Source organism: Microbulbifer sp. MKSA007 (genome assembly GCA_032615215.1).
Lineage (GTDB): Bacteria > Pseudomonadota > Gammaproteobacteria > Pseudomonadales > Cellvibrionaceae > Microbulbifer.
The window spans coordinates 3097519-3110381 of sequence record CP128433.1 but is presented as its reverse complement, the minus strand read 5'-3'; the positions used below and the strand labels follow the sequence as shown (position 1 = coordinate 3110381).

At 51.7% G+C, this 12863-nt stretch carries 10 protein-coding genes and 1 pseudogene; 6 read left to right on the top strand and 5 right to left on the bottom strand.

Going from position 1 to position 12863, the window contains the following annotated elements:
• Positions 1-41 precede the first annotated feature (41 nt).
• Together QT397_16660 and rraA are read left to right on the top strand one after the other, a co-directional pair.
• On the top strand, positions 42-611 hold the full coding sequence (locus QT397_16660; protein ID WNZ54520.1) for a L,D-transpeptidase family protein: 570 nt from the start codon (positions 42-44) through the stop codon (positions 609-611).
• 135 nt (positions 612-746) lie between these two features.
• Positions 747-1225 (top strand): annotated as a pseudogene (gene rraA, locus QT397_16655) (ribonuclease E activity regulator RraA).
• A gap of 69 nt (positions 1226-1294) precedes the next feature.
• On the opposite strand, the gene QT397_16650 reads toward rraA, so the two are convergent.
• The gene (locus tag QT397_16650; protein WNZ54519.1) at positions 1295-2734 is read right to left on the bottom strand and encodes a di-heme oxidoredictase family protein; all 1440 of its coding nucleotides are present in this window, start codon (positions 2732-2734) and stop codon (positions 1295-1297) included.
• Positions 2735-2887: 153 nt separating this feature from the next.
• Here QT397_16650 and QT397_16645 point away from each other — a divergent pair, with 153 nt between their 5' ends.
• The 4 genes from QT397_16645 to QT397_16630 are packed head-to-tail and all read left to right on the top strand — an operon-like array spanning position 2888 to position 7538.
• A complete protein-coding gene (locus QT397_16645) occupies positions 2888-3127 on the top strand; it encodes a hypothetical protein (protein ID WNZ54518.1) in 240 nt (79 codons plus the stop codon).
• Positions 3075-5309 carry an acyl-CoA dehydrogenase gene (locus QT397_16640; protein WNZ54517.1) on the top strand — a complete coding sequence of 745 codons (2235 nt, stop codon included), beginning with the start codon at positions 3075-3077 and terminating at the stop codon, positions 5307-5309. The genes QT397_16645 and QT397_16640 overlap by 53 nt, the downstream gene beginning before the upstream one ends.
• A gap of 22 nt (positions 5310-5331) precedes the next feature.
• Positions 5332-7032: an acetyl-CoA hydrolase/transferase C-terminal domain-containing protein gene (locus QT397_16635; protein ID WNZ54516.1), complete on the top strand. Its 1701-nt coding sequence runs from the start codon at positions 5332-5334 to the stop codon at positions 7030-7032.
• Positions 6924-7538, top strand: a complete 615-nt coding sequence (locus QT397_16630) for an acetyl-CoA hydrolase/transferase C-terminal domain-containing protein (GenBank protein ID WNZ58549.1) — start codon at positions 6924-6926, stop codon at positions 7536-7538. The genes QT397_16635 and QT397_16630 overlap by 109 nt, the downstream gene beginning before the upstream one ends.
• A 6-nt stretch (positions 7539-7544) precedes the next feature.
• Here QT397_16630 and pta read toward each other — a convergent pair whose 3' ends face one another.
• From pta to QT397_16610, 4 genes are all read right to left on the bottom strand, one after another.
• The gene (gene pta / locus QT397_16625; GenBank protein ID WNZ58548.1) at positions 7545-9014 is read right to left on the bottom strand and encodes a phosphate acetyltransferase; all 1470 of its coding nucleotides are present in this window, start codon (positions 9012-9014) and stop codon (positions 7545-7547) included.
• A gap of 65 nt (positions 9015-9079) precedes the next feature.
• A complete protein-coding gene (locus tag QT397_16620; GenBank protein WNZ54515.1) occupies positions 9080-9718 on the bottom strand; it encodes an AAA family ATPase in 639 nt (212 codons plus the stop codon).
• A gap of 2 nt (positions 9719-9720) precedes the next feature.
• Positions 9721-10923, bottom strand: a complete 1203-nt coding sequence (locus QT397_16615) for an acetate kinase (GenBank protein ID WNZ54514.1) — start codon at positions 10921-10923, stop codon at positions 9721-9723.
• A 234-nt stretch (positions 10924-11157) separates the two neighbouring features.
• A complete protein-coding gene (locus QT397_16610; protein WNZ54513.1) occupies positions 11158-12756 on the bottom strand; it encodes an isocitrate lyase in 1599 nt (532 codons plus the stop codon).
• Between the last annotated feature and the right edge of the window lie 107 nt (positions 12757-12863).

Sequence of the window (12863 nt, the reverse complement as noted above, 5' to 3'; positions counted from 1 at the left end):
TTGGATTCAGGGCAGGGTACCCAGACTCGGTGAGGTGAGCTATGCAAACGAGTAGACAGTTTCAAATCCCCATACTTCATGTCTTTTTGATGATGTGCCTTATGGCTTTAATGGCAGCGCCACCGGCAGATGCAAAGCCACGCGCATCTAATTGGTTTGATGATCGCGCCGCAGCCAGGGGTGGTAGTCCATCAATTAGAATTGATTTAAGTGAGCAGCGCGCATATCTGTATAAAGGTGGGAAATTAGTTGGTGTCTCCCGTATTTCTTCGGGGAAGCGCGGTTATAGCACACGCCCCGGACATTTTCGTGTGTTGTCCAAACACCCTTATCACCGCTCGTCTATTTATGGCAGTTTTGTTGATAGACGCACCGGCAGAGTCGTGAGATCGAATGTAAATACTCGAAAGCATCGTCGCCCTGCGGGTACTGTGTATCGCGGTGCAAAAATGAATAATTACATTCGTTTTAATGGCGGTATCGGTCTGCATGCCTCTGGCCACGTGCCCGGCTATCCCGCTTCTCATGGTTGTGTACGTATGCCCCCACATATGGCGAGAAAGTTCTATCAGCATGTGCGTGTAGGCACGCCGGTTCGTGTAACACACTAGTTTCAATTTCGTGGCAGCGAAGGCTTGGCCGGGTATTATCCATCGTGGTGATACCCGGTATTTATTTGCCTCTTAGCTCTTCTACTTTTTTCCCGCTATTATCCTTCTCTTCCATAGATTGCTGCGAGAATATTGATGCTCAAGTCAACCCCCGATTTATGTGATGCCTACCCTGATGAGGTGCGAGTAGTTGATCCTATGTTTGTCAATTACGGTGGCCGAGATCGTTTTGGTGGGCAGATTGTCACTATCAAATGTTTTGAAGATAACTCCCTGGTGCGAGAACTGGTGGCTGAACCGGGGCAGGGCAAGGTTTTGGTTGTAGATGCCGGTGGATCTATGCGGCGGGCTTGTCTTGGCGATATGCTGGCAGAAAAGGCGGTTGCCAACGGTTGGGAAGGTATCCTGATGTATGGCTGCATTCGCGATGTAGATGAAATCGCGGAACTGGATCTGGGGGTGCAGGCACTTGGTAGCCATCCAATGAAAACAGAAAAAAGGGAATTGGTGAAAGAGGCCTGGCGGTGAGCTTTGCCGGTGTGGATTTCCGCCCGGGGGAATACCTCTACGCGGATAACAACGGTGTAATTGTGGCGGGTAAGGCACTGACCTAAAAACACCAGTAAGTCCATTAGGTCTGGAAACTGGCAGCCCAAAAGCGCTGCCAGTTGTTGAGAATCAACTCAGCGGGGATCAATTAGATCATCAGCGGGGTTCTCCGGCATTCTCAGGGACATCAAAAATGCCAAGATCTTATTCTGATCATTTTCACTTAAATACTTGAAATTCTGTGCTGCGTTACTGGCCTCGCTTCCGGGGCTGTCGTGGAGAAAAATGGCTTCTGCCAACGTAGTGGCTCTGCCGTCGTGTAAATAGGGCGCGGTATCGGCCACTCCCCAAAGGCGTGCGGTAATAAACTCACGGTTTTGCTGGTCCGTTTGGAAGAAGGCGTTCTCAGCCAGCCCCTCGCCCATATCGTGGCGCTTGAGATCAGAGAACATTGCGACCTCTATTCCGCCATTGCGGGTTTGGCGAAAATTTGTCGGTTGCTTGGTGAGGTCCACTTCGTAAAAAATGTCTTCAAAGGGAGTTTCTGGAGAGCCGGTAAGTTTATAAGGGAGGGTCCTTCTCTGGGTTACCATCGTTGGGCGGTGGCAGTCGGCGCAGCCAATATCGGAGAAAAGCCTCCGGCCGTCACGGTGTTCTCTGTCATCGACATCGAATGGTGGTTCCAGGGTGGTAATAAAGATACTCAGTGCGGATAAATCCCCAACGGTGATTTCGTTGACGACTCCGTCATTATCAGCATCTGCTGTTGCTCCGCCAAAGGCTTCCGAGGCCTGCATCCCCATATGAAATGCCAAGGCGGAGACATCGAACTCCCTGACTGAGGCGTTGTCACCTTTTCGACCAAATGGCCTGACAACCAAATCGTGCTCGACGCCTTCGACATTGGTTGTATCCAAATTGCCGTACTCGTCGGCAATGATGCTCCCAAAACTGACTGATTTTGTTTCCAGTTCAACGATGGTGCCGGGGTTGTTGAGGGCGTGTTGTTTAAGATTTTGTAATTCATGGGTCATCTCACGACCAACCAATTCAATCCCCCCAGCGCCAAATAAAAATACCGGATTAATCAGCCGCCCATCAAACTCTGCGATACCGTCAAAGTTTTCATCGATAACATCGATATTGGCGGGACGGAATAATACGCTGGTTCCGAATCCTCCACCTCCGCCAATGCCCAATCTGGGTGGCGTTGTTCTATTGCTGATAACGGTGTGGCACTCCAGGCAATTTTGCGCATCGAGGCCATTGACCCGTAAAAATGTGCCATTACCTTGCAGGGTGGGCCTGTTACCTCCGGTGGGGGAGTGGTTGTCCGGTTCAGAAAAATCGTGGGGACCATCACCAAAGCCGTCGTAACGATTGAAAGGCGTGCTGAAAATAATCAGCCCCGCTTCACGTATTTCGTCGAGGTGCAGTTGTCCTTGGGAAATTTCATCCTGGCTAATCCTATCTGCTGGGTCTAAGCGCGGTTCTTCGCCGATAAGATCGGCGTAAATTAATGAAGGGAGCATCAGGCTGATGCTGGTGAGAGATATTGCCGTTAATCGCTTCATGTCAAAATCCTTGTTTATTTTTGTTTCCCTTTCAAAAAGTTATAAGGCTAAGTCCCTGGAAAAATGGTTATTTAATTGAAAGGGGGTGATGGGGTCTCACAATACGAATTGCTGTGGACGGAGTGAGAAAAAGCTAATCTCAATAACTTTTCAATGGCCCTAAAAAAAACAACGCCGGTTTTGTTGAAAAATAAAATGTCTATCAGGGTAGGGGCATGGATTTCTTCTGTGAATTCTTACCTGCAATCAAACGTCTCCTATTATTGTGCATTGATGACTCTCTCGACCCTGCGGGAATTGGCAGTGTTTGTTGCAACGGCTGCCGCTATGGAAGGTGAAAATGAGCGAATTGCGCAAAAAATTCTTTACCGCGCCTCTTTTAAAAATTATTAAACGGGTACTTCCGCCAATTTCTGAAACAGAAAGGGAGGCGATGGAAGCGGGTGAGGTTTGGTGGGACGCTGAGTTATTGTCAGGTAAACCACATTGGGATCAGTTGTTGGGGATGGGTCCACCTGCGCTCAATGAAGAGGAGCAGGCTTTCCTGGAGGGGCCAGTCGAAGAGCTGTGCCGAATGATCAACGATTGGCAAATTAGCTATGTGGATCGCAATATTCCGGAGCATGTTTGGGATTTCCTACGGAAAAATCGCTTTTTTGGCATTATTATCCCCAAGAAATATGGCGGCCTTGGCTTTTCCCCGACAGCTCATGCGGAGATAGTGACCAAAATTACCACCCGCAGTACCTGTGTGGGTGTCACAGTAATGGTGCCTAACTCATTGGGCCCGGGAGAGCTGCTACTGGCTCACGGTACGCAAGGGCAAAAAGATTACTATTTGCCACGTCTGGCAGATGGCACTGATATTCCCTGCTTTGCGCTGACCAGTCCGGAGGCCGGATCTGATGCGGCATCCATGATTGACCGTGGCGTAGTCTGTTACGGCGAATATCAAGGCGAAAAGGTCCTTGGTATGCGTGTTAATTGGCACAAGCGCTATATCACCTTGGGCCCGATAGCTACGGTGTTAGGTTTGGCCTTCAAACTCTATGACCCGGACCATATTCTCGGCGATGAAGAAGAGCTGGGTATTACGGTTGCCCTGGTGCCCACAGATACACCGGGAGTTTCCATTGGTCAGAGGCATCTCCCAGCACTGCAAGCATTTCAGAACGGGCCCAACTGGGGAAAAGATGTTTTTATGCCCATGGATTGGATTATTGGCGGCGAGGAGAATGTCGGCAAAGGTTGGGAGATGCTGATGAGTGCCCTTGCCGCAGGCCGAGGAATTTCTTTGCCATCCCTGTCTACCGGTGGGGCAAAAATGGCCGCGCGCATGACTGGCGCTTACGCCCGGGTTCGAGAGCAATTTAATGTGCCCGTTGGTCGCTTTGAAGGCGTGCAACGCCGCTTGGCTGAAATTGCTTCTATCGCCTTCGTATTGGATAGCGCCCATAAAACGACTACCCGTGCTCTGGATGAGGGGCGAAAGCCAGCGGTGATCACCGCAATTATGAAAGCCAATGCTACTTGCGGTCTACGCCAGGCCATTATTGATGCAATGGATATCCATGCGGGCAAGGCCATTATGGATGGTCCATTAAATTACCTGGGTAATGTTTATCGAGCGATACCGGTAGCAATTACGGTAGAGGGGGCCAATCTTCTCACTCGCAGTTTGATGATCTTTGGTCAGGGTGCAATTCGCTGTCACCCCTATATCTTGCAGGAAATGTTGGCGGCAGAAAATCCGGATCATGAAGCGGGTTTGGATGAACTGGATAAGTTGCTGCCCAAACATATGTGGTTTCAATTCAAAACCCTTTGTCGGGGTATTTTTCACGGCTGGACGGTGGGCTTGTTTGCCAGCAGCCCTCGCAACGTAGGGCACGCTGCCAAGTACTACCGACAACTGAATCGGTATTCGGCGGTGCTATCTCTGGTCACCGAATTTTCCTTGATGACTCTGGGAGGAGAACTCAAGCGAAAAGAATTAATTTCTTCCCGATTGGGCGATGTCTTGAGTCAGCTGTATCTACTCAGCTGCACCCTGAAGCGCTTTTATGATGATGGCAACCCTAAGGATGACCTCCCTCTGCTGGAATTTGCCATGCGAGATGGATTGCATAAGATCGAAGTCAACTTGTTGGAGGTGTTTCAAAATTTCCCCCGGCCATTTATTGGCCAAGTAATGCACTTCCTCACCATGCCTTGGGGTCACAGTGTCCACACCGCATCGGATCGGCAAGCCAAGGCCTGTGCGGAATTACTGTTGACGCCGTCGGCGACTCGCGACCGGCTGACCAGTGGGGTCTTTCTCGGAACTCCCGGGGATGGAGTGGATATTGTTGAGCAGGCGTTTGATCGGGTATGCGCTTCCGAGCGGGCTCGTGAAAAATTAAAAAAAGGCGGTATTCGCAACCTGAGCAGGGATAGCGTGGAAGAAGGGTTAAAGAAAAATCTAATCAGCGATGAAGAGGCTGAGATACTCTACGATACAGCGGATGCTGTGGAGAAGGCAATTCAGGTGGATCACTTTGAGCACTTGGGTGGGTGTGCGGGCACAGTCCAATAAGGTTTGAGGAAAGCTACCTCCGATGGAATCTGCGCACAAGAATTCTCCAGAGAGCTTTACCAGTGCCGAGGAGTGTGTCGATAAGCTCTTAGAAGTTGTCGGCAAGAAAATAGTATTGGCCTTACCGCTGGGGCTTGGTAAGGCAAACCATTTCGCTAATACGCTATACGCTCGAGCGGCAGAAGATCATACGATTTCACTGACGATATTTACGGCCCTGACGCTGGAGCGCCCCCGTGGGGATAGTGATATTTCCCGGCGCTTTATCCAGCCACTTCTGGATACCCATTACAGTCAATACCAAGACCTTGCTTATGTTCCCGCGAGGAGGAAAGGGCACCTGCCAGGTAATATCCAGGTAATTGAATTCTTTATGGAGCCCGGTTCGCTGCTCGGCAACAACTATGCGCAGCAACACTACGTGAGTGCAAATTATACCCAGGTACCCGGTGAGCTGATCAGTCGGGGGGTTAACGTTATTGCGCAAATGGTGGCGCCTTCAGAGTGTGGAGATAGGTACAGTTTAAGTTGCAACCCAGACCTGACACTGCCTGTTCTAAAGCTGGCAGCTCAGCGCAAAGACTATCCCCTGTTTTTATTGGGTGAAGTAAATACACAGCTGCCCTATATCCATGGAAGCAGTGAGCTACCGGCCAGTGCTTTTGACTTTTTGTTGAAAGGCGAGACTTTCGATACGCCGCTGTTTGCGGCTCCGGCCCTGCCAGTAACCTTTACCGAATACAGCATCGCCTACCATATCGCCAGTCTGGTTGAAGATGGAGGAACCCTTCAAGTAGGTATCGGCGCCCTGGGAGATGCGGTTTGCCATGTACTGCGCTTGAGGCATAAGGAAAACGCCCTCTTTTGCCGGATTCTGGATGACTTGGTGGAAGAGGATGCTAAGCGCTACCGAGAGGAACTGCCTCTATGTACTGGCACCTTTAAGCGGGGCCTTTACGGGGCCAGTGAAATGGTGCCCCACGGTTTTCTCCATCTGCGCAGAGCCGGAGTTCTGACCCGTAAAGTCTACGCTGATGCGACAATTCAACATCTGCTCGATAGCGATCAGATTACTGATACTGTGCAGGAAGAAACGCTGCTGGCATTAAAGAATGCTGGCCGTATCAGTTGCCCTTTAACCGTGGCAGATACAGATTTTTTACAGCAGCTTGGCATTGTGGACCCCAGCTACAGTTGGCGGGGCCATAAGTTGCTGACTCCTGATGGTGAAGAAGAGGAGTGTGATCTTCACAGCGAACATGGGCGCCGCCGTCTAATTGGTAGTTGCCTGAATAAAAAGATCGCTGGGGGGGTCTGGTTACATGGCGGCTTCTATCTGGGGCCGGAACTTATGTATCGAGAGTTGCGGGATCTGGACCCTAGGGAGGGTGCAGGTCTCGATATGATTGACATCAGTTTTACCAATGACCTCCAATCCCAAAGAGACCTAAAGCTGGCGCAGCGACAGCATGCGCGCTTTGTAAATTCGGCCATGATGGTGACACTTGGGGGGGCGGTTGTCTCGGATGCCTTGGTGGATAACCACGTGGTGAGTGGGGTGGGGGGCAATATAACTTTGTCGCCCAGGCTTGGGACTTGCCAGGGGCTCGATCCATTATTGCGCTCCCCAGTGTGCGAATGCGCGATGGAATCTGCGAGAGTAATATTGTATGGGAATATCCTCACACGACAATTCCCCGGCATTTGCGCGATGTGGTTGTGACGGAATATGGCGCAGTCGATTTGCGTGGTAAAACAGACCGGGATGTAATGGTGGCCATGCTCAGTATCTGTGATACCCGCTTTCAAGCCGTATTGCTAGAGCAGGCTAAGCACGCGGGGAAGATAGAAAAAAGCTTTTCTATTCCCGAGAGTTTTAATAAAAACACACCTGAACACCTCGCCAGTGTATTCAATGACGAAAAATGCCTGGCGGAACTGCCTCACTATCCACTGGGTACTGATTTCTCTGATGAGGAAGCCCTGCTAGCGGTGGCCCTACAGCACTTGCGCTCCGCTGATAAAAGCTGGTGGAAAGTGCTGGCCAATATTTTTAAAGGCCGCCGGGTCTGGCACGATAAATCCTCAAGTGCCGACTATATCCAACGCTGCTTACAGCGAATGGGGTACGATCATACAGAGACCTATGAGCACAGGCTGGAAGCCTATATCGTTGCTGCCGCGTTACAAGAGTATATCGACCAGCGTAGGCCTTTGCGCCGGGAGTAAATAAAATTAGTGAAGTTTGCCCTGGGCCTGGATGGCGGTGAGGGCAATGGTATACACAATATCATCCACGAGTGCGCCCCGTGATAGGTCGTTAACCGGCTTGCGCAACCCCTGCAACATTGGCCCAATACTCACTAAATCAGCGCTGCGTTGAACGGCTTTGTAGGTAGTGTTGCCGGTATTCAGGTCGGGAAAGATAAAAACTGTGGCCCTGCCGGCTACGGGGCTGTGCGGGGCTTTTTGGGCAGCGACATTGCGGATTAAGGCGGCGTCGTATTGAAGGGGGCCATCAATAATCAGCTGCGGTCTCTTCTGTTTGGCCAGCTGGGTGGCCTCGCGGACTTTATCGACATCGCTGCCGCTGCCGGATGTGCCGGTGGAGTAACTGATCATTGCGACTCGGGGTTCTATACCAAATGCCGCTGCGGAATCTGCTGATTGAATGGCTATAGCGGCGAGTTGCTGTGCATCGGGATCGGGATTGATCGCGCAATCTCCGTAGACCAGTACCTGTTCAGGGAGCAGCATAAAAAATATCGAGGAAACCAGCTCTTCATCCGGGGCGGTTTTGATCAGTTGCAGGGCGGGCCGAATGGTATTGGCTGTTGTGTGAATAGCTCCGGACACCAGTCCATCCACTTCACCCAATGCCAACATCATGGTTCCGAGAACCACATTATCCTGTAGCTGCTCGAGTGCCACCACTTGAGTAAGTCCCTTGTTTTTACGCAGGGCAACCATGGGTTCCACATAGTGTGCCCTCACCGCCTTGGGATCGACAATTTCCAACTTTTTATTGAGCTTTAACCCCTGCTGCTCGGCAATTTTGAAAATATCTTTTTCTTCGCCCAGTAAAACTGGGTGTGCGATCTCTCTCTCCAGGCAGAGCTGGGCGGCGCGAATTGTGCGGGGTTCGGTGCCCTCGGGTAGGACAATCCGCATAGTGCGGCGCCGGGCCATTTCCGTGAGGTGGTAGCGAAATGCCGGAGGTGAAAGGCGTTTGGGGATTTCACTTTGTTGGCTCAGTGATTCCACCCATGCTTCATCCAGGCGACTGGCGAAAAATTCCTGCACCCGGTCCACGCGATTTCTGTCATCTGATGGGGTGCGCAAATTAAAAGTCTGCAGTGACATCACCGTGTGCCAGGTATTGGAAGGTACCAGTAAAATGGGAAGGCCTGTTTCCATGGCCGGGGTACACAGTTTCAAAATGGCTTTGTCCAAATGGTAGCCGCCGGTTAATAGCAGGCATCCAATTTTGACTCCATTCATAACGGCCAAACATGCGCCCACAACCACGTCGGGCCTATCGGCAGAAGTCACCAGCATGGCCCCGGGCTTAAATCTTCTCAACATATTGGGCAGTGAGCGGGAGCAGAAAGTGACGGTATGCAACCTGCGTGTTTCCAGCTCTCCTTTATTGAGTACCTTTGCATTAAAGTGCCGCGCCAGGTCGAGAGCACGAGGGGAGAGCAGTTCTGCATTCCAGGGAATAAAACCGACAATACGCAGTGGAATCTGCTTTGAAAGTATCTCAGGGGTCAGGCTAGGGGGCTTTCTTTGCTAGATTCCAGTTGTGAATGCAGTCCAATTAAATGAGCTCCGGGAGTATCCATAATTTCCGCTGGCAGACCCACTTTATTGATGATGCAGCCCACCACGCGCTTCGCATCCTCGCCGCCATAAAGACGTACGGCAAACTCCAGTCTCTCGCGAAGTTGCTTAATTGAGTCACTTGCACCGGGGGATGGACAGGCGACGAGTACCACTTCCGCATCGAGGGTTTTGGCAATTTGATAATTCAGCTGGTTAGTCACGGGATTGTCGCGGCTGGGTAGCACGCCTTCGATCACATTGACTTCAGCCTTCGCCGAGATTCGTCTGAAGCGGGCGAGAATCTCTTCCAGTAAATCCGCCATTTTTCCGGTGGATACCATCGAGTCCGCATATTCGGCACTCAGTGAGCTGGGGATGGCCAGGTTGGATGTTTGCCGCAAGATCTCAGTGGTGCGCTCTATAGTGCCGTCTGGGGGTGGGGGCTCGGCAACAGGTTTAAAAAATTGAAGCTCAATACTTTTTCGGTCTAACGCCCGAATTAAACCCAGGCTTACAGAGGTGATACCGGCTCCCGCTTCCAGAGGAACCAGCATCAGGGTTCTGGCATTGCTGTGTCGCAGCATGTTTAAGACTGCACCAAGCGCGATGTATCCCGGGCAATAATCCAGTCTTCCTTAGTGGGGATTACCAGGATGTTGGGAGTTTCCTGCGCAGAGATTAACCCCTCTACTTGCGACTTGGTTTTCTGATTGGCTTCGGGGTTGAGTTGGTAGCCTAAGGGCTTGAGCCATTCGATGGTCCGGCTTCGCACCCCGGAGGAGTTCTCCCCGATACCGCCGGTGAATACCAAAGCATCGACGCTACCCAAGGGGATGGTGTAAGCAGCAATATATTTGGCCAGGCGGTAACAGAATATTTCCAGGGCGAGTTTGGCTCCCTTATGATCTTTCTCGGCAGCTTGCTCCAGTGCACGGCAATCACTGCTCAGGGTGGATATGCCCAGCATACCGCTTTCTCTATTTAGCAACTGCTCTAGTGAGTCTTGGGTATATCCAAGCGCTTGCTGTAAGTAGAGGAGTATTCCCGGGTCCAGATCGCCGCAGCGACTCCCCATTACCAGTCCTTCAAGAGGTGTAAGCCCCATGCTTGTATCTACACTGCGCCCCTGTTTGATGGCGCAAACAGAGGCGCCGCCACCGAGGTGAGCAGCAATAATATTGAGTTCAGCCGTCTGTTTTCCCAGTAGTTCAGCGCACCGCTCGCCAATGTACTGATAGCTACTGCCATGCATGCCATAGCGGCGGATCTTGTACTCTTCGTACAGTGGGTAGGGGAGCCCGTATAGATACGCATACTTCGGCATTTGCTGATGAAAGGCGGTATCAAAGACGGCGACTTGGGGTAGTTGGGGGAAGGCATCTAGGGAGGCGTAGATCCCCTTGAGAGCAGCGGGGTTATGCAAGGGGGCCAAGTCACAGCACTCTTCGATACAGGCCATCACCTTCTGGCTGATCAGAACGGAGCTGGAGAAATGCTCGCCGCCATGGACGACTCGGTGGCCTATCGCTTTTAACCCGTCCTGTAACTCTGACCAGGCTCGGTCAAACTGAGTCACCAGCTCATTAATGACCGCTGCGTGGTTGCTATCCAGCGCGAGCCGATGGGAGTCTTCTGTTCCTTGATAGTGCCACTTCAGTTTGGCTTTGGGGGTGCCAAGGGCTTCCGCGATACCGGCAAGATGTTCTGCACCCGAATCCGGGTCCAGCACGGAAAACTTCACTGACGAGCTGCCGCAATTGAATATCAGAATTAAATTTTGATCGCTCATGATGCGCGAATTTCAACGAGGGTGCTTTAAGGCTAGCCGAGGAGTTGTCTTTGCGAGGGAAAGAACCGGGGTAGTTCAGTTTCGGAATAAAAAAGGGCCGCAGTAGCGGCCCAAGTAATAAAAATTGCAGAGATCAAAGCGTAGGCAAACTTGCGGTGCTTTGAGATGAACCCAATGGGTTCAAAAAAGAGGCGGCAAGTGCCGCCTCAAATTTACTGAAACCGTACCGGTCGATTAACCGAACTGGTTCATGGTGTTGTCTTTACCACCAGCCTTCAGGGCAGCATCACCAGCAAAGTATTCTTTGTGGTCGTCGCCGATGTCGGAACCAGCCATGTTCTGGTGCTTAACACAGGCGATGCTCTGACGGATCTCTTTGCGCTGTACGCCTTTCACATAGCCCAGCATACCTTGCTCACCGAAGTACTCTTTGGCCAGGTTGTCGGTAGACAGGGCCGCAGTGTGGTAAGTCGGCAGAGTGATCAGGTGGTGGAAGATACCAGCTTCGCGAGCCGCGTCGGCCTGGAAGGTACGGATCTTCTCGTCGGCCGCTGCAGACAGCTCAGAGTCGTCGTATTCGGCGCTCATCAGGTTGGCGCGGTCGTATGCGGATACGTCTTTACCTTCTTCAGACCAGGCATCGAATACCTGCTGGCGGAAGTTCAGGGTCCAGTTGAAGGACGGGCTGTTGTTGTAAACCAGCTTCGCATCGGGAACGACTTTGCGAATTTCGTCCATCATGCCGCCGATCTGGCGAACGTGAGGCTTCTCGGTTTCGATCCAGATCAGGTCTGCACCGTTCTGCAAAGAGGTGATGCTGTCCAGGATGCAGCGCGCTTCGCCAGTGCCCTTGCGGAACTGGAACAGGTTGGAAGCCAGACGCTTAGGACGCAGCAGCTTGCCTTCGCGGTTGATGATTACGTCGCCGTTGGCCAGCTCGGAAGCATCGATTTCTTCGCAATCCAGGAAGGAGTTGTACTGGTCACCCAGGTCACCCGGCTTATTGGTTACAGCGATTTGCTTGGTCAGGCCAGCGCCCAGGGAGTCGGTACGGGCAACGATAACACCGTTGTCTACGCCCAGTTCCAGGAACGCGTAGCGAACTGCGCGGATCTTGGCCAGGAAGTCTTCGTGAGGAACGGTTACTTTACCGTCCTGGTGACCACACTGCTTCTCGTCAGAAACCTGGTTTTCGATTTGGATACAGCAAGCACCCGCTTCGATCATTTTCTTGGCCAGCAGGTAAGTTGCTTCGGCGTTACCAAAACCTGCATCGATGTCGGCGATGATCGGTACAATGTGAGTCTTGTGGTTGTCGATCTTGTCCTGGGCAGCTTTCTCAGCTTCTTTATCGCCAGCTTCGCGAGCGGCATCCACTTCGCGGAACAGGTCGTTCAGTTCGCGTGCATCAGCCTGGCGCAGGAAGGTGTAGAGCTCTTCGATCAGAGCAGCTACGGAAGTTTTTTCGTGCATGGACTGGTCGGGCAGAGGACCGAATTCGCTGCGCAGAGCGGCAACCATCCAGCCGGACAGGTACAGGTAGCGGCGGTCAGTGTTGCCTTCGAAGTGCTTCTTAATAGAAATCATCTTCTGCTGACCGATGAAACCGTGCCAGCAACCCAGGGACTGGGTGTACTTGGACGTGTCCTTGTCGTAGTTTTCCATGTCGGCGCGCATGATATCAGCGGTGTACTTGGCGATATCCAGGCCGTGCTTGAATTTGTTCTGGGCACGCATACGGGCAACAGATTCGGGATCGATGGCGTCCCAGGAGCTGCCATGGCTTTCACGGAGCTTTGCTACCGCGTCGATGTCTTGAGTGTAAGTGGACATGACTGTAAATCCTTAAACGGTGACTGCGATTAGGTGTTGAGTATCTTAGGAGGAGTGGCATAATTTGCCTAATTTATTGATTTTATTTTCACTATCGATTTGGCGAA